This is a genomic window from Natronosalvus sp. KLKA75, from assembly GCF_059736265.1.
In genome coordinates, this window is record NZ_CM185522.1 from 1,703,845 (window position 1) to 1,727,161 (window position 23,317).

Below are 23,317 nucleotides of genomic sequence, written 5' to 3' on the forward strand. Positions count from 1 at the left end.
CCACTTATACTGGTGGGTGCACATTAGATGTTACGTCTATCCGAATACGTACCTGTATTTCTTCTTACATTCGGTCGAGATAGCAAAAATTCGCTGGTCGTCGCGCGGGTCGTTCCGTTCGACGCTGGTCTACTCTCGGGCCAGATACCGGAGAGGGGTCCGATACCCGCCTCGAGTTATTCGTAGAGCCAGGACGCGTCGTGCTGGTCGTAGTCGATCAGTTCGTCCTCGTCGAAGTGGATCGCGATTTCGCGCTCGTTCGCGCCTTCGTCCTCGTGATCTGCCGCGTGAACGACGTTCCGACCGAGGTCCAGTGCGTAGTCGCCGCGGATGGTTCCGGGGGCAGCTTCGAGCGGATCGGTCGCGCCGATCATCTGTCGGACCTGACGCGTGGCGTCCTGGCCTTCCCAGACCATCGGGACGACGGGTCCCCCGGTGATGAACTCGATCAGACCGTCGAAGAACGGCTTGTCCTCGTGCTCGGCGTAGTGCTCTCTGGCCCGCTCTTCGGGCATGTTGATCACTTTGATGCCGACGAGTTTGAGGCCGCGGTCCTCGAGTCGAGAGACGACTTCGCCCACGAGTCCGCGGGCGAAGGCGTCGGGTTTGACCATGACGAAGGTGCGTTCGTGATCACTCACGCTTCTTCACCTTCTTCGGCTTCGGCTTCCCCCTCGGCCTCGGCCTCGGATTCGGATTCCTCTTCGGCCTCCTCGTCCGTTTCGGAGTCGTCCTCGGCTTCCGCCTCACCTTCGACGGTCTCCTCCTCCTCGGCTTCCGCTTCGTCGTCGGCGGGTTCGGTGTCCTCGTCAGCTCCGCCTTCGTCTTCGTCTTCGTCCTCCTCGACGAAATCCTCGTCTTCTTCGGCTTCAGCCTCCTGGTCCGGCTCCGTAGACTCGTCCACCGACGTGTCGACCTGAGTTGGACCCTTGCCGCGACGGCCTTCCTCGGTCCACTCGAGGTCGCGCGGTTCGCGACCGAGCTTGTAGTTTTTCTCCGCCTTCGAGTCGACGAAGTGGAGCACGGTACCGTCGGTGCGAACGTACATGATGCCCGTGCCGGGCTCGATCTCTTCGCCCGTGTAGTCGCAGGTTCGCTTCTCGACCATTATTGTCCTCCGATGGAGTCGGCCTCGCGGGCGGTCTCACGTAGCTGGAGGATGTCCCCCTCGCGGACCGGTCCGAGGCAGTTTCGGGTGATGATGCGTCCCTGGTTCTCGCCCTCCTTGATCCGGCACTTTACCTGCATGGCTTCGCCGTGCATGCCGGTCTTGCCGACGATCTCGATGACCTCGGCGGGCGTTGACCCGTTTTCTGCTTCTTCAGCACTCATCTGTGGTCACCTCAGTCGAGGTCCTCGACCTTTCCGGCGATGTCTTCGACGTCGCTCGACGCCTCGCCGGCGTCGACGATCGCCGCGGCCGCCGAGCCGACCTCGAGGCCGGCGGCGTGACCGACGTCGTCCTGGGTCTCGACGAAGACGACCGGGATGCCCTTCTCGTCGGCAAGTTCGGGGAGGTGCATCACGATCTCCTCTGGCGAGACGTCCTCGGCGACGTAGACGAGCTCGGCGTTGCCGCGCTCGATGGCCTTGGTCGTTTCGTTGGTTCCTTTCTTTACACTGCCTGTGTCTCGAGCGACCTCGAGCGCCTCGAGGGCGTCGTCGGCGAGGTCGGCTGGGATTTCTGTGGTTACGTAGACTGCCATTGGTTGTTCACCTCTCCTACGCGCGGGCTCGCACTCCCCTGCCGTCCGGGGCTGGGCCCGGGCCGGGTCGTCCGGCGAAAGTCCTGTGAGGCTAGGAGTATCATCAACCCCGCGTAGGGTGTACTTGCCAGTAACGGTGCCCCCCTTAAAAGCGTGTTCAAACGAACGGAGGCGTGGGAAACCGTTGCACGGGAGGAAGGCTGGCCGACGGCTCACGGTCGCCTTCGCGATCGACGACCACTCGTCAGGCGGGAACGTGAATGAGAGTCAGTCGACAGTAACTCGCGGGCGAGTGCCAGCCGACAGTAACTTACGACCACCTGTCCGATGAGCCCACATGAACGTCGCCGCGCACGCTCGAGCCCTCCGCGAGGAGGCCGCCTCGGTCGACGAGCGTCGCGGCCTGGTGCTCGCGGGCGACCGCGAGCGGGGGTACGAGATTCTGGCGACGGTCCTCGAGTCCCTCGACGTCCCGATTTCGCGGACGACGCTGGTCGGCCCCGAGGATCGGCTGCGCTGTGAACACCGGACCCAGTCCGAAGCCGGGGCGCTCCTGGGCACCACGCGGGACGTCGTGATCCTCGACGCTCACGACACCCTCGAGCCGAACTCGCTGGGGAAACTCGTGGGAACGATCGACGCCGGAGGACTCTTGATCCTGCTGACGCCACCGCTCGATGAGTGGCCCGATCGACGAGGTTCGTTCGAGCGATCGATGGCCGTTCCCCCGTTCGAACTCGAGGACGTGACCGGACGCTTTCGAGCGCGGCTCGTCGAGACACTTCGCGTCCACCGCGGGATCGCTATCGCGGACGTCGACGACGACCGCCTCGAGGATGACGGGCTGACGCACCCGGCTCCCCGTCTGGCTCGTCGCGGGGACCCCCTCCAGACGCGAGAAGTTCCCGATGTCCTCACCTTCGAAACGGATGCTGCAGACGGCGTCAAGGAGACTCGAGCGTTCCCTCGGGACGCATACGACGCCTGTTACACCGACGACCAGCGAACGGCGCTCGAGACCCTCGAGCGCCTTCGCTCTCCCGAGAACGCCGTCGTCCTCGAGGCCGACCGCGGCCGCGGCAAGTCGAGCGCGGTCGGGCTGGCAGCCGGCTGTTTCGCCGCCGCGGGCGATCACGTGCTGGTTACCGCGCCCGCCTGGGCAAACGCGGCCGAAGCCTTCGCCCGGGCGAGCGAGTTGCTCGCCGCCCGGGACGACCTCGAGAGCGACCCAGGGGCGACCAGTCAGGTACTGTGGACCGTCGACGGCGGAACCGTCGAGTATGCCCCGCCGCTCGAGGCCGTCTCCCGCATCGAAACCACCGACGTCGTACTGGTCGACGAGGCCGCCGCCCTCTCGGTGACGGTACTCGAGTCGCTGCTGGCCGCCGATCGAATCGCGTTCGCGACGACGATCCACGGCTACGAGGGGGCCGGACGCGGATTCTCCGTTCGCTTTCGAGATCGGCTCGAGGCGAGCGACCACGACGTCTTCGAGTACGCCCTGCAGGAGCCGATCCGGTACGCCGCCGGCGACCCGCTCGAGGTCTGGTCGTTTCGAGCGCTGTTGCTCGACGCCAGTCCACCGGTCGCCCCGTTGCTCGAGGAGGCGACCCCGGAGTCGGTCGAGTATCGCCGCCTCGAGCCCGATGCCCTCCTCGAAGACGAGTCGCTCCTCCGGGAGGTCGTCGGCCTGCTCGTGCTCGCCCACTACCGAACCGAGCCGAACGACCTCGCCCGACTGCTCGACGCGCCGAACCTCGAGACGCGGGCCTTGCTCCACGACGGTCACGTCGTCAGCGTTGCCCTGCTGGCACGGGAGGGGAATCTCTCGGCAGCGGATCGAGAACGGATGTACGAGGGCGGGCGCATCCGCGGGAACATGATCCCGGACATACTGACGAGTCACGTGCGCGACGAGTCGGCAGGCGAGTACGCCGGGGTTCGCGTGGTTCGGATCGCGACCCACCACGCGCGGCGCGAGCGGGGGCTCGGCTCACACCTCCTGGAGCGCATCCAGGAGGAGTTCGACGGGGCGGTCGACTGGCTCGGCACCGGCTTCGGTGCGACGCCCAACCTCGTCTCGTTCTGGCGGGCGAACGGCTACCGGACGGTCCACCTCTCGACGACTCGCAACGACACGAGCGGAGAGTACTCGGCAATCATGCTCTCACCGATGACCGGGGCGGGGGAGGCCCTGCTCGAGCGCCACGCGACTCGCTTCGCCAGGCGCTTGCCGAGAGTGCTCTCCGACACCCTGCACGACCTCGATCCTGACGTGGTTCGGGCCGTTACCAGATCGGTCGGGACCGAGTACGGGCTCCCGCTCGAGCTATCGCCCCACGAGTGGCGGATCGTCGCCGGCGCGGCGTACGGCCCTGGCCTCTACGACGTCGATCCCGGGCCGTTCAGGCGACTGGTCGCGAGGGCGCTGATCGAGCACCCGCCAGAACTCGAGGACGCGCTCACCACGCGTCAGGAACAGTTACTCGTCCGGCGCGTCCTCCAGGCTCACACCTGGGACGACGTGGCGGCAGACCTCGAGTTTCACTCCTCCCGTCAGTGCATGCGGGCGTTCGGGTCGGCGCTTCAGCCGCTGGTCGATCACTACGGCGCGGACGTCGCGCAGACAGTTCGCGACCGATTTCTCGAGGACGAACCACGCGAGTAACCCGGCGCCCCCATCCAGCAGTGAGAACTGGCCACAGTCGCTTCGGTCGATGCGGGATCCTACGCGCCGAGGAGTTCGTCAGCGGCCACTTTCCTGGACGTTCGACTCGTTGCCAGGACGAACGTCTCCACCCACGTGCTCTCACCAGGTTCGATTCGAAGCGCTGGGATATCCCCGAACACGTCGGCAAGGGCCGCTCGTGCCGCATCTGCCTCGAGAAGACGGAGAACCGTCTCCTCGAGCCGACATTCGGAAACGTCGCCCAGTTCCGCTACTCCCTCACCGTCCGGTGGGTGGACTTCGACGCGAAACTCCCACGGCGTCATCACGAACGTTCGTCGTTCGTTTCGACGGACCGACCAACCCCGAGATTCCGCGCGCTCAAGCGCCGCCTCGAAATCGGGCACGATCAGACCGAGGTGGTCGAAGTGCGGACGACGGCCGGGGGCGAGTGTAACGTTCACGCCGCCTCGCTGGTGGACCTGGAGTTTGAATCGAAACCCTTCGGGAATTTCGTCGGTCGGCCCGAGGGAAACGCCCTCGCCCCGGACGCTCCCGAATCGCTGATTGAGTGGGAGACCGGCCCGCTCGAGGCGGCTTTCGGCTTCGCCGACGGACGGAGTGTTGAAATGGAGGTGAAAGAGCGTCGATTGCGGCATATGCGAGAGGTAGGATGAGACCGTGATAACGCTGTGGGGTTCACCGAGTGACGAGGCCGACGCGGACGACAGCCCGGAGACAACTGACCCGAGTTCACCGCCGCCGATCGGCAATCGACTCCTCGCTCGTCTCGGCGGCCACGAGTTCGTAGAGGATCGCCCGCCCGCCGTCGTCCTTCGGGCGCAGGATTCGACCCAGGCGCTGGGTGAACTCCCGCTCGCTTCCGCTCCCCGAGAGCACGACTGCGACCGAGGCGTCGGGCACGTCGACCCCCTCGTCCAGGACGTTCGAGGTCACCACGCGGGAGTAGATCCCGTCGCGAAAGCGCTCGAGGATCTCGCGTCGCTCGGCGGTTCCCGTCTGGTGGGTGATCACCGGAATCAAAAATCGCTCGCCGACCTCGTAGGCGAGGTCGTTGTATGCCGTGAAGACGATCGTCCGCTCGCCGCGGTGCGTCTCGAGCACCTCGGCGAGGGCCTCGATCTTCCCCTCGGCGCCGAGCATAATCTCGCGGGCGCGCTGTCGGGCCAGGAGCGCCTCCCGCGCGGCCGGGTCGCTCCCCGAGCGCTTGACGAGTTCCTGGTAGTCCGAACCCGACTGCATCCGGATGTTCGAGCGCGCGAGGTAGTCGGTGAAGGTTCCCTGGTGGCGCTCGTAGGCCTCGCGCTCGCGCTCCGTGAGTTCGATCTCCCGGCGCTTGACGTCGTAGGGCGCCAGGTGTTCGCCCGCGAGGTCGTCGGGCGAGAGTCGGTGAACGACGGGACCGACGAGGTCTTCGATCACCTCGTGGGCGTCGTCGGGTCGCTCGAACGTCGCGGTCAGTCCCAGCCTGGCCGGTGCGGCCAGTAGCCGGGCAATCTGGCGGTAGCCCTCGCCGCCGAGGTGGTGGACCTCGTCGAAGACGACGAATCCAAACCGGTCCCCGACCGCGTCGGCTTTCAGGTACGCCGAGTCGTACGTCGAGACGGTCAGCGCCTCGAATTGCTGCTCGCCGCCGCCGAACCGGCCGACGGGGACGTCGAACTCCGCCTCGAGTTCCGTCGCCCATTGCTCGAGCAGGTCGATCGTCGGGACGACGACCAGCGTCGGGACCGCGAGGCGCTCGATGGCCTCGATGGCGATGACGGTCTTCCCGCTGCCGGTCGGCAACTCGAGGACGCCCGCGGGCGCCGGGTGGGACGGGCCACCGTCGGCGAAGGACAGGCCCTCCCAGCGGTCCGTCTCGAGCCAGCGCTCGAGGGCCGTCCGCTGGTAGGATCGAAGTTCGTACTCGGAGGCGAGGCCCTCAGGCATACTGGTAGTCGCCGCGAGGACCGCGTCCTCGACCGACTCGCCGCGTCGGGCGAGCGCCGCACGGAGCCAGGCGTAATTGACGGCTTCCGTACGAAGAGTGTCCGAACGCGGGTCGAACTCGAGTTCGACGGTGGCCAGTGAGGCGTCTTCGAGGAGCGCCTCGGCTCTGGCCTCGGGCGCCTCGATCCGGATCGTCCCGTCCTCGTACCGGAGACGGATCGACGACGGGGAGCGAGCGGGGGACATCGACTACCGACAGGTCGGGACGACGAGTACATAATTCCCGTGTTCGTTCACGACGGCTTCGGTGACTCGAGTCGTCGACCTCCAGTCCAGAGAGTGGAAACGAGAACGCATACCTCAACCCTTTTATTACCGCTGTGCCTTGTCTGGGACATGAGCGAAGACGAGGGCGCAACCCCCACAGCCCAGGGCGTGCCTGCGGAAGGCGACGCCGAACCGGGGACCGATACCGAAACCGATGGTGATGGTTCGGACGCCGACGCTGACAACGAGCGTCCGAAGGACCGTGACGAGAACGTCAAGGACTCGCCTGCCGGGGAGGACGAGAACGAGGGGGTGTCGGATTCGGCGGGGGATACTGGAGAACTCACAGAGGCTGCGGAACCCGCAGAATCGGCGGAGATGACTCCCGAAAACGGGGACGCAGTTCCACAGACTAGCGACGAGATCCGCGACCTGCTCGAGACGCTGCGGGGCTACGACGACGAAATCGCCCGCGACGTCACCTCCATCGTCGAGATGGCCCGCGACCTGAACGGGACCGTCACCGACCAGCGCGAGGAACTCGAGGACCTGAGCGAGCGCGTCGAGGCCCAGGCCGAAACCATCGGCGACCTCCAGGACCAACTCGAGGAGCGCGAGGAGGAACTCGCCGACCGCGAGGCAACGATCGAGGAGCACGAGCAACAGATCGAGGACCTCAAGGGCCACGTCAAACGGACCCAGGCGGACTTCCAGAACTACAAGAAACGGGCGAAAAAGCGCCAGGAACAGCTCAAAGAGCGCGCGACCGAGGACCTCGTCGGGCGACTCGTCGGCGTCCGCGACAACCTCAAGCGAGCACTTTCGGAGGAGAGCGGCGACGTCGAGACGCTGCGGGAGGGCGTCGAGATGACGCTTCGAGAGTTCGACCGCGTCCTGGCCGAGGAGAACGTCGAGGAGATCGATCCCGAACCGGGAACCGAGGTCGACCCCCAGCGTCACGAGGTCATGGTGCAAATCGACAGCGACCAGCCAGAGGGGACGATCGCCGAGGTGTTCACGCCCGGCTACGAGATGGGCGAGAAAGTGATCCAGAATGCCCAGGTGACGGTGAGCAACGGCGAACTCGAGAGTGAGGACCTCGAGGACGCAGGTGCTGATGCGGACGACGCAGATGCGGACGCCGACGACGATGGCAGTTCTGACGACGAATCCACCGGCAGCGACAGTGATGGCGGTGATGACACTGGCGGCAGTGACGGCAGCGACGCCGACGAAACCAGTGAGGAGGGAGAGCCAGCAATCGACGACGAATCGGGGGAAACTGACGCATCGTTGGACGAGGACGGCGACCTCGAGAACGATAGGAGCGACGTAGACGATGCGGGCAACGACGACGATGCAGGCGACGAGAACGACGATGGCGATACGGGCGATTCTGCAGACGAGACGCCCGACGAAACCGACGATGCGATCGAACTCGGCGGCGAAGTCGCCTCAGACGACGACCTCGACGACGCCGAGCAGTAACCCGTCCTTTGGTTCGACCGCGCCGACTCGAGAAAACGGACGGCCGACAAAACATTCACTACGATTGGTGTAAGGGCTCCTCTCGAGCGCGGTTTCGGGTGGGGTTTCAGAAGTCTTTTGACGGGCTAGAGGCAAGGTTCGCTACGACATGACCGAGGACTTGAACTGGGCTATCGGAGGCGAGGCCGGGGACGGCATCGACTCCACCGGGAAGATCTTCGCCCAGGCACTCTCCAGGGCCGGACGACACGTCTTTACGTCGAAGGATTTCGCATCGCGAATCCGGGGCGGCTACACCGCCTACAAGATACGCACCTCCACGGACCGCGTCCAGAGTGTCGTCGATCGGCTCGACATTCTCGTCGCGCTCACCCAGCGAACCATCGACGAGAACCTCGACGAACTCCACGAAGGAAGCGCCGTCATCTACGACGGCGAACGCTCCTGGGACGCCGAGATTCCGGACGAAATCACCGCCGTCGACGTACCGCTCAAATCGCTGGCCGAGGAGGCCGGCGGCGCGATCATGCTCAACGTCGTCGCCCTCGGGGCCGCCTGCGAACTCACGGGCTTCGACGTCGCCTACCTCGACGAGGCGCTCGAGAAGCGCTTCGGCGGGAAGGGATCGAAGATCGTCGACAACAACAAAGACGCCGCCCGCAAGGGACGGGACTACGTCCAGGAGAACTACGACCTGGATCTGGGCTACGCCCTCGAGACGACCGACGAGGATTACGTCCTGCTCAACGGCGACGAGGCCATCGGAATGGGCGCGCTCGCCGCCGGGTGTCGCTTCTACGCCGGCTACCCGATCACGCCCGCGACGAACGTGATGGAGTACCTGATCGGGCGAATCGAACAGTACGGTGGCCACGTCGTCCAGGCCGAGGACGAACTCTCGGCGATCAACATGGCCCTCGGCGCGGCCCGCGGCGGCGCCCGGTCGATGACCGCAACCTCCGGCCCCGGCATCGACCTGATGGCCGAGACGTTCGGCCTCGTGGCGACCAGCGAGACGCCGCTGGTCATCGTCGACGTGATGCGCTCGGGCCCCTCGACGGGGATGCCGACCAAGCAGGAACAGGGCGACCTCAACATGACCCTCTACGGCGGCCACGGCGAGATTCCGCGCTTCGTCGTCGCCCCGACGACCATCGACGAGTGCTTCTGGAAGACCGTCGAGGCGTTCAACTACGCCGAGAAGTACCAGACGCCCGTCTACGTCGTCGCCGACCTCGCGCTGGCGGTCACCGAACAGACGTTCTCCCCTGAGACGTTCGACATGGACGCCGTCGAAATCGACCGCGGAAACTTGCTCGAGGACGACCAGGTCGCCGAGTGGCTCGACGACCAGGGCCACTTCCGCGCCCACGCCGCCACCGAGGACGGCATCAGTCCGCGCGCGATTCCCGGGATGACCGACGGCGCGCACATGAGCACGGGTCTCGAGCACGACGAACTCGGGCGGCGAACCGAGGACACCGAGGTCCGCGTCGAGCAGGTCGACAAGCGCAATCGCAAGGTCGAGACCGCGAAGGCCGAAGAAGAGTGGGATTACCGCGAGTTCGGCGACGAAGACGCCGACGACCTCGTCGTCTCCTGGGGCTCCAACGAAGGCGCGCTCCGGGAAGCCGTCGCCCTGCTCGAGGACGAGGACGTCCCGGTCCGGGTCATCTCGGTTCCCTACCTCTTCCCGCGACCTGACCTCAACGAGGAGTTCGAGGCCGCCGACGACGTCATCGTCGTCGAGTGTAACGCGACCGGCCAGTTCGCCGACGTGCTCGAGCACGACACGCTCCAGCGGGTCAAACGCATCAACAAGTACACCGGCGTGCGGTTCAAGGCGGATGAACTCGCCGAGGAAATTACCGCGAAACTGAAAGAGGAGGTGCCAGCACAATGAGCTCTGAGGTACGATTCACCGACTTCAAATCCGACAAGCAACCGACCTGGTGTCCCGGCTGTGGCGACTTCGGGACGATGAACGGCATGATGAAGGCCCTCGCGAACACGGGTAACGATCCCGACAACACCTTCCTGGTAGCCGGCATCGGCTGTTCGGGAAAGATCGGGACCTACATGCACAGCTACGCCATCCACGGCGTCCACGGCCGGGCCCTGCCCGTCGCGACAGGCGTGAAGATGGCCCGCCCCGACATCGAGGTCATGGCCGCCGGCGGCGACGGCGACGGCTACTCGATTGGTGCCGGTCACTTCGTCCACGCCACCCGGCGAAACGTCGACATGACCTACGTCGTCATGGACAACCGCATCTACGGGTTGACGAAGGGACAGGCCTCGCCGACCTCACGCTCGGACTTCGAGACGTCGACGACGCCCGAAGGGTCCCAGCAGCCGCCAGTCAATCCCCTCGCGCTCGCGCTCGCCTCGGGAGCGACGTTCATCGCCCAGTCGTTCGCCTCGGACGCGATTCGCCACGCCGAGATCATCGAGGAGGCCATCGAACACGACGGCTTCGGCTTCGTCAACGTGTTCAGCCCCTGCGTGACGTTCAACGACGTCGACACCTACGACTACTTCCGGGACTCGCTCGTCGACCTGAAGGAGGAGGACCACGACCGTCACGATTACGAGGCGGCCAAGGGGGTCATCCTCGACGCCGATAAGGAGTACCAAGGTGTGATGTACCAGAACGAGAACTCGATTCCCTACCACGAGCGACACGGGGTCACCGAGAACATGGCGGAGATTCCGGATGGCGCGCCCGAGAACGCCATGGACCTCGTTCGCGAGTTCTACTGAGTATCGGGTACAGAGTACCGCCACGGCTCAATTTTCGTTTCGTACCGCGTTTCGGCCTGCCGTCGCTACTCGAGAGACGGTGCGGGAACGTCTCGAGACGTCGGGTGTTCGACGGACCGCATCAGGTCCTCGATGTAGACGCCTTCGTCGGGCAGTTGCGTCGGGAAGCCACCGATCAGCACGATCAGGTCGTCGTCGTGGGTGAATTTCGTGACCCAGAGGGTAATCTCGAGGTGTTCGTCTTCGAACTGAGCTTCGGAGGCGAACTCGTCGACGGTCCGGTTCGCGCCCAGAATACCGAGGGCAAACGACTCGCCCGTCGGTTGCGGGTCGGCGAGTCCGTCGAACTCGCTCTCGAGTTCGCCGCCGAGTTCCTCGAGCAGTTCGTCGGTATCCATGTCGGCGAGCGGGTTCATCGCCTTCCCTCCGACCGACATCTTCGGCATGGAAACGGCGGCGAAGACGGCGGCGTCCCGACTCTGCTCCTGGATCGTCACCTCGTTCGTGTACGCGACCGACCAGGCCGACGCGACGATTTCTCGGCCGGCGGCCTCCTCGGTCACGCGTTGCCAGCCCGATTGGTACTCGGCGTAGCCCGTCGACTCGAGCGTCGCCTCGGTGGGGAGCACCGGTTCGGCGGTGTACTCGAGTGGTTCGTTCCCCAGTAGAAAGTCGAGACAGCCGGCGGTCGCCGCGAGCACCCCGGTACCGGCGCCAGCCAGGACCGATCTCCGGTTGATCATTACCTGAAAAAGTCACAGCGGAGGTATATGCGTTCTGGCTACCAGTCGGAAAGGCGATAAATATCCGTGATCGACTCGAGGGAGCGTCGAGCGAACGTATCAACAGTTATCGGGGTGGGCCACGCGCGTTCTGGTATGACGGCATTTTCCAGCCGGGTGGAAGCGGTGTCGATCAGCGGAATCCGCAAAGTGTTCGAGGCAGCGGGCGAGGACGCGATCAACCTCGGCATCGGACAGCCGGACTTCCCGACCCCCGAGCACGCTCGTCGGGCGGCCGTCGACGCCATCGAAGCCGGGAAGGCCGACGCCTACACCTCCAACAAGGGAACCCTCGAGTTGCGCGAGGCCATCTCCGCGAAGTACGACCGCGACTACGGCCTCGGCGTCGACCCGGGCGACGCCATCGTCACTGCGGGCGGCAGCGAGGCGCTCCACCTCGCGCTCGAGGCTCACGTCGACCCCGGCCAGGAGGTCATCTTCCCGGACCCTGGATTCGTCGCCTACGACGCCCTGACCCGACTCGCGAGCGGAACGCCGAAGCCGGTCGACCTGCGCGAGGACCTCACGCTCGACCCCGCCGCCGTCGAGGACGCGATCACCGACGACACGGCCGCCTTCGTCGTCAACAGTCCCGGCAACCCGACGGGGGCCGTCCAGAGCGAAACCGATATGCGCGAGTTCGCCCGCATCGCCGACGAATACGACGTGCTCTGCATCTCCGACGAGGTCTACGAGCACATCGTCTTCGACGGCGAGCACCGCTCTCCGATGGAGTTCGCGAGCACCGACAACGTCGTCGTCGTCAGCGCGTGCTCGAAGACCTACTCGATGACCGGCTGGCGGCTGGGCTGGGTCGTCGGTTCGAACCGCCGGATCGAGCGCATGCTTCGGGTCCACCAGTACTGCCAGGCCTGCGCCTCCGCGCCCGCTCAGTACGCCGCCGAGGCCGCCCTCACGGGTCCCCAGGATCCCGTCGACGAGATGGTCGCGGCCTTCGAGGAGCGCCGCGATGTCGTCGTCGAGGGCCTCGAAGCGGCCGGACTCGAGGTCCCGACCCCGAACGGAGCGTTCTACGCGATGCCGAGGGTTCCCGAGGGCTGGTGTGACGAGGTGCTCTCCCGCGGCGTCGTCGTCGTCCCCGGTGACGCCTTCGGCGAAAACGGCGCGGGCTACGCCCGATTGTCCTACGCGACCAGCATGGACGAACTCGAGGAGGCTCTCGAGATCATCCAGGAAGCGACCGAAGCTGTGCGGTAAGCTCGGTACGTACAGCGGAACTAGCCCGGTAGTTGGCGGGGCACAATAGGTAGAATAGCCACAATAGGTGGGGTGGGTGAAATAAGCGAAATAGATCGGGAGGGCGGGCAGATCCCTTCGGCTGATAGATGACCTGACCAGCGTCAATACGTAACTATAGAATCAGTATCGAATTGATGCATTTTTTGAAGTAATGAGGCCAGTACGATGCAGTCGGTGATACTGTTCACCCTGAAGCATCACTCGAGCCACCCAGAATCGCCGTACAAAGTTCCCGGGCGGATTCGAGATGCATCTTCGCCCGCTCGTGTTCGGGCGAGTCCGCTTCCGCGAGCAAGTGTGCGATCTGTCGAACTCGCTTTCGAGCCGTCGCCTCGTCCAGGTCGTTCTCCGTGGCGTCGCGGGCCACAGCCTCGGCTTCGCCCAGCCAGCGGTTCGTCCGGCGATCTATCGGGAGTTCGGCCGTGGCCTCGAGGTGGTCGTGGAGGCGACGGAAGCGAGCCTCGAGGGAGTCCGGGTCAGTCATCGGTTCACGTACGAACGCCAGCAACGTGGCTGTTCTGGACCGTCGGTTCCCTGGTTGCTGGCTCGAACGCGGAGAAAAGTGATCGAGGCGGATCGGCTCTATATGCCTAGAGGCGTTCGACCGTTTTTAACGCGTTCGTCCGACCGGCCCCGAACTCGGGATCGCTTCGGCCGTCCGTTCCCTCGGCGCCCTGGGCGATCGCGTCCCAGACTCGCCGAGTGTTGCTGCCGGGCGCGAGTTCGCGCACGAGTCCGGCGAGGCCGGTGACCTGCGGGGCAGCCATGGAGGTGCCGGCGGCCCAGCCGTAGCCACCGGGAACGGTCGAGTACACGAGGTTTGTGGGGTACGGCCACTCGACCTCGTCAGGGTCTTCGCTGACGGTCTTCTCCTCGGTTTCGTACCCGCCGCCAGGCGCGCCGACGGCGATCTCGTTCGACCCGTAGTTCGAGTAGAACGCGCGCTCGTCGTTCGGCGCCGTCGCGCTCACCGAGAGCACTCCAGAGAGGCTATTGGGGAGCGTGAAGAGGCCGGCCTGCTGGAGGTTCGCGTCGGAGTTGCCCGCAGAGCCGACGAGTAAGGTTCCGGCGCTCGTGACCGACTGGGCGATCGGTTCCATGACTCGTCGATACTGGTCGGCGTTTGCCGCCGGCGGGATGGGCGACGTTCCGATGCTCATGTTTGCTGCGTCCGCCCCAACTCCGGCAGCGTACTCCATGCCAGCCAGGATGTCACCGAAGGTGGCCCCACCCTCGGTGCCGAAGACGCGAATCGAGACGATAGTCGCGTCGGGCGCAGTACCGAGCATACCGACGCTGCCGTTGGCGGCCGTCGTCCCGGCCACGTGCGTGCCGTGATACCCGACGTCGCCCGTGTGGTCGCCGACCTGCCCCTCGATGATCGACACGCTCCGTTCGGTGTCGACGGTGAGATCGGGATGCGTATCGTCGACGCCGGTGTCGATGATCGCGACGGTCCGCCCAGCGCCAGTCGCGTGTTCGTGGGCCTCCCTGACCTGTTGTACCTGTTTGTCCCAGAGGTACTGGTCGTAGACCTGATCGACCGCCGTGCTGTTTTCCGTGTCCGCCATTTTGACGAGGGCGGGCGTCTCGAGTTCGAACGCGAGGTCGCGCAGTGCGAACGAGACGCCGCTGACGGATTCGAGGTCGTCGGTCGCGTCTGCCGGCCCAGTCGCGAGGAGCACGCGGCCGTTCGCGAGCGTAGACCGAACGTCGAATCCGGCGGCCGAGACGGTATCGGCCGCATCACCCGTTGTCCTGGCGAGGTAGCGCGCCTGTCCGTCGCTCGCACTCGCGAGTCCGGTAAACGTCATCGTTGCGCCCAGTGCACCCAGTCCCTGCAAGAGTGATCGTCGTGTCGTCATTGTGTGTGAATGTCCCGTGAGAGGGATAGTATAACACAGGCCACTACCAGTATATATGTTATGTGCTTGCACACGAGATGAAAGCGACCGATAGCTATACTCCGGCGGCGTCGTCAGTCTCGTAACTTCGACAGGAATCGATCCGCTTCGCGACAGAGAGGGTAGCTACTCTGGATTGGACCGATGTCGCTACGGACGTGTCCAGCGGTCGTGTTCTCGCGATTCGAAACACCCCTCCGGTATTATGTTTCGGGCGAACGTCTGGGGAACTATGGCACTCGCCAGACGCGGGTCCGGACTCGGAGCGGGCGCTCGGGCGTACTGGTCACAGGTGCATCCGGTGTTCATGCTGCCGCCGCTCGCCGCGTCGCTATTCGGTGCGATCCTCGCGCGAGGGATCGATCCCGGCGTCGCGAGCGTACACGTCCTCGCGATGTTCGCGGCGGTCTACACGGCTCACCTCAAAGACGGCTACGTCGACTTCCACGTTCGGGGCGAGGACGACGACCACCCGCTCACCGTTGCTGGCTGTCGTGTCGGTCTCCTGGCGTCGTCGATCCTGTTCGCCGCGTGCTGTCTCTACCTGTTCGTCGTCGTAAACTGGGTCGCCGCAGCGCTCACCGTTCCGACGTGGCTCGTCGCCTACCACCACGCGCCGCAACTCGACACGAACCCGCTCACGGCGACGACCGGCTATCCGCTGGGAATCGCCCTGAGCGTTCTCGGCGGATACTACGCGCAGGCGACGGCGATCAGCCTCCTCGCGCTCGGCTTCGCGATCGTCTTTCTCGTCTTACTGTCGGGAATCAAGGTGATCGACGACACCACGGACTACGACTACGACCGCTCGATCCGCAAGCGAACCGTCGCCGTCGTCGTCGGCCCGGAGCGGGCCTACACCGTCGCCTACGGACTGATGGTCGCAGGACTGCTCGTCGTCACCGGCCTGGCCGTTGCCCGCGTGTTCCCTCCCTCGAGTGTCCTCGCCGTGCTCGCGTTCGGCGCGGTCGCCGTCGTCGCCCGACGCGCGGAGCCGAAACTGGCGACGATGCTCCTCATCCGGGGGTCGTACGTCTTTCTCGCCGTCCTGGTCGCCGCGGTCTGGTTCGAACCGCTCGAGACGTTGTTTAGATAATCGATTCCTCGACAGACGGACTGACGCTCCCCGTGTGAGCGTAGATGCCGACGACCAAGAGGAGTCCCGCGAGGAGGGCGATTCCTGCGCTGGCGGCGTACATCACCTCGAAACCGACGGTCCTCGCCAGCGGGAGGGACACCAGGGGACCGAGTCCACCGCCGACGTCGCCCAGCACGTTGTTCGTCCCCATCGCCCGCCCCATTCGGTCTTCGGGCGTGAGATCGGCGAGTAGTGCCGTTAACGGGCCGCCCACGCCCCCTTGTCCCGCGCCGATGAGGGCACAGCCGACGACCACGGCGACGAACGAGCCTGCGAGGGTCAACACCAGGAAGCCGACCGCGTTCAACACCAGGAACGACACGAGCACGGGTACTCGCGCACCGACGGTGTCGCTCGCGACGCCGCCCGAGATGGTGAAGATGGCACCCATGAGCACGGTGATCGCCATGAGCATCCCCGAGGTTCCCTGCTCCCCGAAGTTGACATCGAAACCCAGGAGTGTCGTCGAGATGGTGAGCGACTCGGCGCCGAGATAGAGCACCAGCGTCGAGAACAGGACACCCACGTAGGCGAAGTAGAGCCCGAAGTTCACGAAGCCGACCGTCAGCGCCGGCACCGTCACCTCGAGGTCGAGTGGACTCACCGACGAATCGTGTTCCTCGACGTGAGTCTCCGGAACCACGGCGTAGGCAATGATGCTCGCCAACCCGGCGAAGGCCGCCGCGAGGACGAACGCCGTCGAGTTTCCGTACACCTCGCTCGCGACCCCGCCGAGGACCAGTCCCGCCGGAAACCCGAACGTGATTCCTGCCCGGACGATGCCCATGCTCGTTCCCCGAGAATCGGCCTCGCTCACGTCCGCGGTGATGGTGTACGCCGTCGCGAACACGAGCGCGCTTCCGAGCCCCCAGAGAACCCTGGCGAGCAGGAACCAGCCCTCTGGGCTCGAGGAGACGACGCCTATCGCAGAACCGAGGAGCGTGTCGGGCCTCGAGGCGTATATCGCGAGCACGTAGCCGAAGGTGGCCACGCCCTCGATCGCCAGTCCGACGACGAACGGCGTGCGGGTGCCGATCCGGTCGATGAGCACGCCTGCGGGCGCGTTCGCCACTAGCCGCGTCCAGCGGTTCGCCGAGAGAATGAGTCCCACCATGACCGCCGAAATGCCGAGCACCTCGCCGAGGTTCGGCAAAATCGGGAAGACGACCCCGCCGCCGAAGCCGACGAAGAAGGTACTCGCGACGACGGCGAACACGACACGGCGGGGGCTGGGTTCGGCAGGGCTCGAGTCCGGCACGGCGAGACACTCGGTGTTTCGTTTCGAGACACGGTCGATGCCCGTTTGGTTCTTGCGAAGGCGGCACTCGAGGGGCGAACGGGAGTTCGACGACGCTGATGAAAAGTAGCCCTTTCGGATGCGTTCAGGCGCTTCCAGGCGCCTTCAGAACGTATCCAGCTCGCCGTCGATGACGCGCTGAGTGATGTCCGTCACGTTCGCGAGGCCGTCGTCGACGATGGCCTCAATTTCAGGGCGGACAGTCTCGAGGTCGACGTCGTCCTCGGTGACGACGTGAACGTCGGCGACGTGAGGTTCGTCGATCGGTCGCCCGATCTGGCTCAGGAGGCGAACCCGGAGGTCACGGATGCCGTCGACTTCGCTCACGACATTCTCGGCGATGTCCGTTGAGAGGAGGTTGTAGATCTTGCCAATGTGGTTGACCGGGTTCTTCCCGCTCGTGGCCTCCATCGACATCGACCGATTTGGGGTGATGAGGCCGTTCGCGCGGTTGCCGCGACCGACGGAGCCGTCGTCACCCTGTTCGGCGGAGGTACCGGTGACGGTCAGGTAGATCGACCCCGCCTCGACGGCGTCGGCGGTGTTGACGTAGACCGAGACGTCGCGGTCGGTGTACTCGCTCGCGACGTCGACGACGTACTCGCGAACCGACGCGACGGCGTCGACGTAGGCGTCCATGTCGGGCACGTGCTCGTCGATCATCGCCGCGGCGACGGTCACGTCGATGCTGTCGCCCTCGCGCTTGCCCATGATCTTCACGTCTGAGCCGAGGTAGGGGTTCTCGGCGGCGAACTCGCGGTTGAGTCGCTGCTCGGCGTTGTAGACGATTTCTTCGGTCTCCGACAGCGGCGCGTGACCGACGCCGAAGCTCGTGTCGTTGGCCATCGGTACCTGCACCTCGTCCTCGCCGAAGACGTCCTGCAAATCGCCGCTCCCCTCACCGAGTTTCACGTCGACGACGACGTCCTCGCCGAAGGTGAGTTTGGGGATCTCGGCCTCGAGGTACTCGCGGGCGGCCGTCAGCGCGATGCGCTCGGTGGGGATGGTCTGTCCATCGTAGTGTTTGGTCGCGCGACCGACGATCAGAATGTAGATGGGGTCGACGACTTCGCCGCCGCCGAAGGCGGGGGCGGCCTCGCCAGCGACCAGCTGGGTCTCGTCTGTGTTGAAGTGAAGCACCTTCCCGACCCGGTCGAGGTATTCGCGGGCGAGTGCGCTGCCGACGCTCTCGGCGATTCCGTCACAAATCGAGTCGGGGTGACCGATCCCCTTTCGCTCGACGATTTCGACTTCTTGGTCCTCGACTGCGTTTCGGTCGATCCGTTCGACCCTGATGTTCCGTTCGCTCATTACACGAGGTTGCGCTGGGACGGTTCTATAACTTGCGAAAACGTTGACGGACGGAAATATGCGGCGAGGTTATACACCGATGGCCGGGTCTGTGCATCGTTCGACTGTCGAATACTCGAGCGCTCACGTCCCACGGTGTACTGGTGCAAGACCTGTCGACGTCGGTGCTGTCTGCTCCTTTTGATGCCCAGTGCGACCGATATCGGAAGGAGAAACGGTTGTGAGTGCGACTCGTTGACCGAAACCGATTTACCAGTTAGTGTTGATTTGGTTCCATGTCCTCTATTCACAATCGACGGCGTATTCCTGCCCGATACGGCATCGTCCTCGGAGCGATTGTGTTGGTTAGTTTCGCCTACGCGGTGATCACTGCGAAGATTCTCCTCTGGGTATGGGGGCTCTTCGCGTTGCTCTCCCTCGGACTCTCCGTGTTCGTGGTCTACCTCTTCTATCGGCTGGTACGTGCTGTCGAACGGATCGCCTATGAACAGTGATCGAGGATCAGTTCGCTCGAGTCGCAGGTGTGCTGAAACGGAGAAATCACGACCGAAGCGACGATTCACCTGTCAGGAGTGCACTGGTGTATCCGTCGGTGTTTCGGAGGTCCTCGAGAGGAGACGGTGGCGATGGGGGTGTCGCAAGGGACTGAAGTGGTAATTCCCAGTGGCCAACATCACGCCACTTCCCGTTCTTGTATCCGACGTTGCGGTATACACCGATTTTTCGAATCCACGCGATTCGTGAAACGTGACGCTCCGAGGGTTCGGTAGTGCGATTACAGCGTACGCATTGCGCAATCCCTGTCGATCCAGGAGCGCGAAGAGCGAATCGTAGAGCGCGCTCGCAATTCCCTTCCGTCGCCAGGCCTCGTTCACGTACACGGAGACATCGACTGCCCACTGGTACGCTGGGCGTTCGTTGTGCGTGCTCGCGTACGCGTAACCCGTTATTTGGCCGTCGTACTCACACACCAGCCACGGAAGTCGTTCCACAGTATTTCGGATGCGTTGAGCCATCTCTTCGACGGTCGGGGGATGAGTTTCAAATGAAATGTGCGTCTGCTCGACGAACGGTGTATAAATCGCTGTAATAGCATCTGCATCTCCCTCCGTTGCCAGCCGAATTGTCTGTTCCATTTGCGGGAATACGGAACCACGCACCAAAAGTACCGGCCGGCGAGGTGATACATACACGAGTATCTCTTACGACCACCATCGTTGCCCCACCAAATTTGCGTGAACTGCATAGCAGTGATGACCGTATCCTATCGTGGAGCACCTCTGCTAGCGAGGTTCAGTAAAACCTGGCGCCGTCGAAACTCTCAATCAGTGATAGTTTAGTGGAGCTATGCTGAATAGAGAGAATGTATGGAGCAGAGCAAGATTTGTTCCTGAGATAACTCTCGATCGGTGCAAAAAAGTTCAACTCCTCTTACGTCCTCCTTACGAAAGCCATGGAACGATACGTCGATGGATTCGTCATCCCGATCCCGAACGAACAGCTCGATGCATACCGTGAAATGGCCAGCGAGGCCGGAAAGCTCTGGATCGAACACGGTGCTCTCGAGTATTTCGAAGGGGTCGGAGACGACATGGAGCCCGACATGGACGGCATGCCAATGGTGACCTTCCCACAACTCGCAGACACAGGGGACGACGAGACGGTCGTGTTTTCATTTATCGTCTTCGAGTCGCGGGACCACCGCGACGAAGTGAACGCGAAGGTGATGGAAGATCCTACAATGGACTCCGACAACTACGAAGAGGAGATGCCCTTCGATCCGGAGCGCATGGCGTACGGTGGCTTCCGTTCAATCGTCAGCTACGAGTAACCATCGTCGTGTATCGTACAGTCTTGACGAACCCCGAGATAGACTGGTTGTGGGTCGTACGCGCCACTTCGGATCTGATGAATCGCCTTCGCCGTCGAATAGTGGTTCCCGTCCACGACAATCGACGCTTCACCGGGATCAGGTTGAAAGAGTGTTAATCGTTCCTCGTGCGTCGTCGTTTCGAAGCTATCAGCGAGCCGCTTGATATGGGCTACGTCAATATCTTCGAACGTGTCCGGTAATTCCGACTCGATGATGCGCTTTGCGGCCCCTCGTATCGTATTATCCGGCGAGAGTTTTCGCCACGAGCTGTCTGCTGGTCCGTCAATTACTCTGAGACGTAGAAATTCCGTCTTATCCAGCTCCGCTGCATACCACGTGATATGATGTTGCCAAATGAATGCGGCCTGAAACGGGCACTGACAAAGTAGTTCCCCAACGAGCTCCCACTCCGCTTCCTTCCGCTCAAAGTTGAAGTCTCGATAGAGTTTTTTATTTTCACGACGGAGCCAATTCCGGGCCACTTCAGCCAGGGGAATTCCTGTTTGTCCCATTTAGCAGAGATGGACATCGAGAGCCAAATCATTGGCGCTGAAACTTCGATGGCAACGCTTTGCTTACTGCGCTTTTGTAGCTTCTTTTACCTTCCGTTCAAGAAGCTGCAGTAGCTCTGCGGTCGGCACTGCTTGATCGTACCTGATTTGGATGGTCTCTTTTCCAGTTTTGTACCCTTTTTCTTCAAGCACTTTGCGATCTTCACTCCGAAACGCATCTGCACCAATGCCAAAGGTAGCGTGGTTCTTGAATGCAGTAAACCCAACGTGAGTACCGTGAAATTCATAGAATGGCACGTTGTACTTTATCCCTTCTTCCGCTTCTGGAACGGTCGAATGGATAATCTCACGTAGTTCTTTGAGCGTTGAACTGGCTACTTCGTCCTGATTCGCAATGTATGATTCAACGTCTTGTGGTTTTGACATTCTACAGTCTCCGTAGGCTGAATAAGGATTACTGCTTTATGATTAAATCGGTGAATTCAGTTATGAGTTCGGCGATACGACGTCTGTCCTGGATCAGCGGCGTGAGAACTGATGTCAACCACGGGGCGCCGAAATAGCAATTCGACCCCAATTCTAGCGAATGACGGTCGTTCGACCTGAAGTACCACGTAGCGGGAGGGGTGAGATTCGGAATCCTAGAAGTATTGCTCGTGATCGTCCTTGTGACACTGTCAGCGGTCCGTATGCGTCGGATCTATCAGGACGGACTCCATGTGGCCGTCGTCGCCGTCCTCGAGGCGCTGGGTTCTCCACGAGCTTCGACGTTACCCCATCTGAATGGTGGCGGCATTATAATGATGGACCGTGTACGTTTGATATGCCTTCTGAACCTTCATTCAAGGTCACTAGCTCGACAGATGTCTCTCCCAGCGAGACGCTTGTCATAGGCGTATCCACAGTTGGACTAGCAGGACTCACCGCTGTGGACCATCTCATCAAGAATAACAATTCTACAGAGTTAGGTCACATCCTGACACGCAATGTCCCTGATATAACTCCCTTTGAAGAAGGAGAACCCCGCTTACCACTACGTCTCTACGACCTACCAGATCTTGATCTGTCGGTACTCGTTGGCGAACTGTTCATCCCTACCTGGGCAGTAGATTCGTTCGTTGAAGCCCTCCTGGAATGGACATCGTCGGCTGGGATCAGTGAGATCACTGTTCTTCACGGTGTTCCATTTCCACACGGCCCCGACGAACACGATGTATTCTATGTTGCGTCTACACCCTACCGAACAAAACAACTGGAAGATACTGAAATCAAACCACTCAAAGGAGGCTATCTCGATGGCATTGCCTCCGAGTTGATAACCTCAAACCTCATCGGTAAGGCACCACCAACTGGCGCCCTTATCACCCCGACTCATCCGCCAGGGCCCGATTTCGATTCTGCCTTACTCTTCCTCGAAGCGCTTCAGCGCATCTATGAGTTTACGATCGATGAAGAAGAACTCCGTCACCGCGCTGACGAGGTCAAACAGTACTATCAGGAACTCGCCAACCAGATGGAACGCTTTGGAAGCGGTGAACGGCCCTCAGGAGGCTATGACTTCCCTGAGGATCGCATGTTTATGTGAAGTAGAAACTATCGTCCACAAGGGCCACGGAGGTCAGTCCTCAGTCCGGTGCGAACGAGGACATCGTCTGCGTACCCGAGGATGGTCTGGGCGATGGATTGCGATGTCGGTCGAGAGTTGGAAGCTGGTTACTGACTGTTAATGGACCGCTCCGCGTTCTGTTGACGCTCGTTTCGGAAGGTCGCTATTAGTGAAAGGGTTCGAAGACCTCGTGAAGGTCTTCCTTGGGGATGTACTCGAGCGCCGTTTCGAGTTTCATCTCGACGACCATCCATGACCGGCTTTTGAAAGAACGACCTCGGGTCTCGAGTGTTAGCCGGCTGCTGGTTCGGGTGACGATTCCGGCCCAGTCTCGACTTTAGGTTTCTCGATGTCTTCGAGCTCGGCACCGGCGGTAGCCTGCTCGAGCTTCGCGATTTCCCTCGTGTAGTGCAGGAAGGTATCGATGGACGCAATGACGACTCTGGCCTCGATGGTGTTAATTCGAGACCGACAATGGAGATCCGCGCCCAGACGTCGATGACTACGCCCTTGTCGAGGATGCGATCGAGAACTCCCGCCAGACTCGAAGAGTCTGGTCGTCGCTGAGGAGACGTCATTGTGATCCCTATCTGGAAGTGGAGCAAGGGGTTCGCTTCACTATTCTGTCTGCGTTGGCAACCCACCACCTGAAAACGGCAGTCAGGAGGTATTCGTGGATGCAAAACGGCCATTTGAAGGTAGTAGGTCTGTCTCATCCCCAAATTTCGAGGAGGGGATAGTTTGGACCGACCACCTATTGCCGAGTACGTGCTTTGTATCTTGCAGAGT

23 protein-coding genes and 1 pseudogene are annotated in these 23,317 nt (G+C 62.7%); 9 read left to right on the top strand and 15 right to left on the bottom strand.

What is annotated here, in order from left to right:
* Positions 1-176: 176 nt before the first annotated feature.
* The 4 genes from ndk to rpl7ae are packed head-to-tail and all read right to left on the bottom strand — an operon-like array spanning position 177 to position 1,706.
* Positions 177-641, bottom strand: coding sequence for a nucleoside-diphosphate kinase (ndk, locus tag AC6I65_RS08170; protein WP_497901427.1), 465 nt, complete (start codon positions 639-641; stop codon positions 177-179).
* The gene (locus AC6I65_RS08175) at positions 638-1,108 is read right to left on the bottom strand and encodes a 50S ribosomal protein L24e (protein WP_497901428.1); all 471 of its coding nucleotides are present in this window, start codon (positions 1,106-1,108) and stop codon (positions 638-640) included. Before AC6I65_RS08175 ends, ndk begins: the two co-directional genes overlap by 4 nt.
* A complete protein-coding gene (locus AC6I65_RS08180; RefSeq protein ID WP_253435051.1) occupies positions 1,108-1,332 on the bottom strand; it encodes a 30S ribosomal protein S28e in 225 nt (74 codons plus the stop codon). Before AC6I65_RS08180 ends, AC6I65_RS08175 begins: the two co-directional genes overlap by 1 nt.
* 11 nt (positions 1,333-1,343) lie before the next feature.
* Positions 1,344-1,706 (bottom strand): 50S ribosomal protein L7Ae, encoded by a 363-nt coding sequence (gene rpl7ae / locus AC6I65_RS08185; RefSeq protein WP_497901429.1) that lies wholly within the window; start codon positions 1,704-1,706, stop codon positions 1,344-1,346.
* A 337-nt stretch (positions 1,707-2,043) separates the two neighbouring features.
* Between rpl7ae and tmcA the strand changes: the two genes are divergently transcribed.
* A complete protein-coding gene (gene tmcA / locus AC6I65_RS08190; RefSeq protein ID WP_497901430.1) occupies positions 2,044-4,374 on the top strand; it encodes a tRNA(Met) cytidine acetyltransferase TmcA in 2,331 nt (776 codons plus the stop codon).
* A gap of 59 nt (positions 4,375-4,433) precedes the next feature.
* On the opposite strand, the gene AC6I65_RS08195 is transcribed toward tmcA, so the two are convergent.
* Positions 4,434-5,033, bottom strand: coding sequence for a VOC family protein (locus AC6I65_RS08195; protein ID WP_497901431.1), 600 nt, complete (start codon positions 5,031-5,033; stop codon positions 4,434-4,436).
* A gap of 94 nt (positions 5,034-5,127) precedes the next feature.
* Positions 5,128-6,573 carry a DEAD/DEAH box helicase gene (locus AC6I65_RS08200; protein WP_497901432.1) on the bottom strand — a complete coding sequence of 482 codons (1,446 nt, stop codon included), beginning with the start codon at positions 6,571-6,573 and terminating at the stop codon, positions 5,128-5,130.
* A gap of 150 nt (positions 6,574-6,723) precedes the next feature.
* Between AC6I65_RS08200 and AC6I65_RS08205 the strand changes: the two genes are divergently transcribed.
* The 3 genes from AC6I65_RS08205 (at position 6,724) to AC6I65_RS08215 (ending at position 10,845) form a co-directional block, all read left to right on the top strand.
* Positions 6,724-8,082 (top strand): nucleotide exchange factor GrpE, encoded by a 1,359-nt coding sequence (locus tag AC6I65_RS08205; protein ID WP_497901433.1) that lies wholly within the window; start codon positions 6,724-6,726, stop codon positions 8,080-8,082.
* Positions 8,083-8,230: 148 nt separating this feature from the next.
* Positions 8,231-9,985 (top strand): 2-oxoacid:acceptor oxidoreductase subunit alpha, encoded by a 1,755-nt coding sequence (locus AC6I65_RS08210; RefSeq protein WP_497901434.1) that lies wholly within the window; start codon positions 8,231-8,233, stop codon positions 9,983-9,985.
* Complete coding sequence (locus AC6I65_RS08215) at positions 9,982-10,845, top strand: 2-oxoacid:ferredoxin oxidoreductase subunit beta (protein ID WP_497901435.1); 864 nt, start codon at positions 9,982-9,984, stop codon at positions 10,843-10,845. The genes AC6I65_RS08210 and AC6I65_RS08215 overlap by 4 nt, the downstream gene beginning before the upstream one ends.
* 65 nt (positions 10,846-10,910) lie before the next feature.
* Here the strand turns inward: AC6I65_RS08215 and AC6I65_RS08220 are convergent, their stop codons facing one another.
* Positions 10,911-11,588, bottom strand: a complete 678-nt coding sequence (locus tag AC6I65_RS08220; RefSeq protein WP_497901436.1) for a DUF6517 family protein — start codon at positions 11,586-11,588, stop codon at positions 10,911-10,913.
* Between the two features lie 135 nt (positions 11,589-11,723).
* Here AC6I65_RS08220 and AC6I65_RS08225 point away from each other — a divergent pair, with 135 nt between their 5' ends.
* Positions 11,724-12,845: a pyridoxal phosphate-dependent aminotransferase gene (locus tag AC6I65_RS08225; RefSeq protein ID WP_497901437.1), complete on the top strand. Its 1,122-nt coding sequence runs from the start codon at positions 11,724-11,726 to the stop codon at positions 12,843-12,845.
* A 226-nt stretch (positions 12,846-13,071) separates the two neighbouring features.
* Here the strand turns inward: AC6I65_RS08225 and AC6I65_RS08230 are convergent, their stop codons facing one another.
* Positions 13,072-13,371: a DUF8152 family protein gene (locus tag AC6I65_RS08230; protein WP_497901438.1), complete on the bottom strand. Its 300-nt coding sequence runs from the start codon at positions 13,369-13,371 to the stop codon at positions 13,072-13,074.
* A gap of 106 nt (positions 13,372-13,477) precedes the next feature.
* On the bottom strand, positions 13,478-14,752 hold the full coding sequence (locus AC6I65_RS08235) for a S8 family peptidase (protein ID WP_497901439.1): 1,275 nt from the start codon (positions 14,750-14,752) through the stop codon (positions 13,478-13,480).
* 271 nt (positions 14,753-15,023) lie between these two features.
* Here AC6I65_RS08235 and AC6I65_RS08240 point away from each other — a divergent pair, with 271 nt between their 5' ends.
* Positions 15,024-15,887, top strand: coding sequence for a UbiA family prenyltransferase (locus tag AC6I65_RS08240; protein ID WP_497901440.1), 864 nt, complete (start codon positions 15,024-15,026; stop codon positions 15,885-15,887).
* Here the strand turns inward: AC6I65_RS08240 and AC6I65_RS08245 are convergent.
* Together AC6I65_RS08245 and AC6I65_RS08250 are read right to left on the bottom strand one after the other, a co-directional pair.
* Complete coding sequence (locus tag AC6I65_RS08245) at positions 15,880-17,187, bottom strand: MFS transporter (protein ID WP_497901441.1); 1,308 nt, start codon at positions 17,185-17,187, stop codon at positions 15,880-15,882. The two genes, AC6I65_RS08240 and AC6I65_RS08245, sit on opposite strands and share 8 nt — an antisense overlap.
* 144 nt (positions 17,188-17,331) lie before the next feature.
* On the bottom strand, positions 17,332-18,537 hold the full coding sequence (locus AC6I65_RS08250; protein ID WP_497901442.1) for a methionine adenosyltransferase: 1,206 nt from the start codon (positions 18,535-18,537) through the stop codon (positions 17,332-17,334).
* A 275-nt stretch (positions 18,538-18,812) separates the two neighbouring features.
* Here AC6I65_RS08250 and AC6I65_RS08255 point away from each other — a divergent pair, with 275 nt between their 5' ends.
* Positions 18,813-19,031, top strand: coding sequence for a DUF8066 domain-containing protein (locus tag AC6I65_RS08255; protein WP_497901443.1), 219 nt, complete (start codon positions 18,813-18,815; stop codon positions 19,029-19,031).
* A gap of 72 nt (positions 19,032-19,103) precedes the next feature.
* Here the strand turns inward: AC6I65_RS08255 and AC6I65_RS08260 are convergent, their stop codons facing one another.
* Positions 19,104-19,673 carry a GNAT family N-acetyltransferase gene (locus AC6I65_RS08260; RefSeq protein WP_497901444.1) on the bottom strand — a complete coding sequence of 190 codons (570 nt, stop codon included), beginning with the start codon at positions 19,671-19,673 and terminating at the stop codon, positions 19,104-19,106.
* Positions 19,674-19,990: 317 nt separating this feature from the next.
* Here AC6I65_RS08260 and AC6I65_RS08265 point away from each other — a divergent pair, with 317 nt between their 5' ends.
* A complete protein-coding gene (locus AC6I65_RS08265) occupies positions 19,991-20,368 on the top strand; it encodes a DUF1428 domain-containing protein (protein ID WP_497901445.1) in 378 nt (125 codons plus the stop codon).
* Here the strand turns inward: AC6I65_RS08265 and AC6I65_RS08270 are convergent.
* The gene (locus AC6I65_RS08270) at positions 20,359-20,922 is read right to left on the bottom strand and encodes a hypothetical protein (RefSeq protein WP_497901446.1); all 564 of its coding nucleotides are present in this window, start codon (positions 20,920-20,922) and stop codon (positions 20,359-20,361) included. The two genes, AC6I65_RS08265 and AC6I65_RS08270, sit on opposite strands and share 10 nt — an antisense overlap.
* 63 nt (positions 20,923-20,985) lie before the next feature.
* Positions 20,986-21,348: an iron chaperone gene (locus AC6I65_RS08275; RefSeq protein ID WP_497901447.1), complete on the bottom strand. Its 363-nt coding sequence runs from the start codon at positions 21,346-21,348 to the stop codon at positions 20,986-20,988.
* A 397-nt stretch (positions 21,349-21,745) separates the two neighbouring features.
* Here AC6I65_RS08275 and AC6I65_RS08280 point away from each other — a divergent pair, with 397 nt between their 5' ends.
* A complete protein-coding gene (locus tag AC6I65_RS08280) occupies positions 21,746-22,507 on the top strand; it encodes a proteasome assembly chaperone family protein (RefSeq protein ID WP_497901448.1) in 762 nt (253 codons plus the stop codon).
* Between the two features lie 312 nt (positions 22,508-22,819).
* Here the strand turns inward: AC6I65_RS08280 and gvpA are convergent.
* Positions 22,820-23,106, bottom strand: a pseudogene (gene gvpA / locus AC6I65_RS08285) (gas vesicle protein GvpA).
* Between the last annotated feature and the right edge of the window lie 211 nt (positions 23,107-23,317).

Bases quoted from the DNA above. Each gene is read 5' to 3' on its own strand.
- AC6I65_RS08175 (WP_497901428.1), bottom strand. From the start codon at position 1,108: ATGGTCGAGAAGCGAACCTGCGACTACACGGGCGAAGAGATCGAGCCC.
- AC6I65_RS08180 (WP_253435051.1), bottom strand. From the start codon at position 1,332: ATGAGTGCTGAAGAAGCAGAAAACGGGTCAACGCCCGCCGAGGTCATC.
- rpl7ae (WP_497901429.1), bottom strand. From the start codon at position 1,706: ATGGCAGTCTACGTAACCACAGAAATCCCAGCCGACCTCGCCGACGAC.
- tmcA (WP_497901430.1), top strand. From the start codon at position 2,044: ATGAACGTCGCCGCGCACGCTCGAGCCCTCCGCGAGGAGGCCGCCTCG.
- AC6I65_RS08195 (WP_497901431.1), bottom strand. From the start codon at position 5,033: ATGCCGCAATCGACGCTCTTTCACCTCCATTTCAACACTCCGTCCGTC.
- AC6I65_RS08200 (WP_497901432.1), bottom strand. From the start codon at position 6,573: ATGTCCCCCGCTCGCTCCCCGTCGTCGATCCGTCTCCGGTACGAGGAC.
- AC6I65_RS08205 (WP_497901433.1), top strand. From the start codon at position 6,724: ATGAGCGAAGACGAGGGCGCAACCCCCACAGCCCAGGGCGTGCCTGCG.
- AC6I65_RS08210 (WP_497901434.1), top strand. From the start codon at position 8,231: ATGACCGAGGACTTGAACTGGGCTATCGGAGGCGAGGCCGGGGACGGC.
- AC6I65_RS08215 (WP_497901435.1), top strand. From the start codon at position 9,982: ATGAGCTCTGAGGTACGATTCACCGACTTCAAATCCGACAAGCAACCG.
- AC6I65_RS08220 (WP_497901436.1), bottom strand. From the start codon at position 11,588: ATGATCAACCGGAGATCGGTCCTGGCTGGCGCCGGTACCGGGGTGCTC.
- AC6I65_RS08225 (WP_497901437.1), top strand. From the start codon at position 11,724: ATGACGGCATTTTCCAGCCGGGTGGAAGCGGTGTCGATCAGCGGAATC.
- AC6I65_RS08230 (WP_497901438.1), bottom strand. From the start codon at position 13,371: ATGACTGACCCGGACTCCCTCGAGGCTCGCTTCCGTCGCCTCCACGAC.
- AC6I65_RS08235 (WP_497901439.1), bottom strand. From the start codon at position 14,752: ATGACGACACGACGATCACTCTTGCAGGGACTGGGTGCACTGGGCGCA.
- AC6I65_RS08240 (WP_497901440.1), top strand. From the start codon at position 15,024: ATGGCACTCGCCAGACGCGGGTCCGGACTCGGAGCGGGCGCTCGGGCG.
- AC6I65_RS08250 (WP_497901442.1), bottom strand. From the start codon at position 18,537: ATGAGCGAACGGAACATCAGGGTCGAACGGATCGACCGAAACGCAGTC.
- AC6I65_RS08255 (WP_497901443.1), top strand. From the start codon at position 18,813: ATGTCCTCTATTCACAATCGACGGCGTATTCCTGCCCGATACGGCATC.
- AC6I65_RS08260 (WP_497901444.1), bottom strand. From the start codon at position 19,673: ATGGAACAGACAATTCGGCTGGCAACGGAGGGAGATGCAGATGCTATT.
- AC6I65_RS08265 (WP_497901445.1), top strand. From the start codon at position 19,991: ATGGAACGATACGTCGATGGATTCGTCATCCCGATCCCGAACGAACAG.
- AC6I65_RS08270 (WP_497901446.1), bottom strand. From the start codon at position 20,922: ATGGGACAAACAGGAATTCCCCTGGCTGAAGTGGCCCGGAATTGGCTC.
- AC6I65_RS08275 (WP_497901447.1), bottom strand. From the start codon at position 21,348: ATGTCAAAACCACAAGACGTTGAATCATACATTGCGAATCAGGACGAA.
- AC6I65_RS08280 (WP_497901448.1), top strand. From the start codon at position 21,746: ATGCCTTCTGAACCTTCATTCAAGGTCACTAGCTCGACAGATGTCTCT.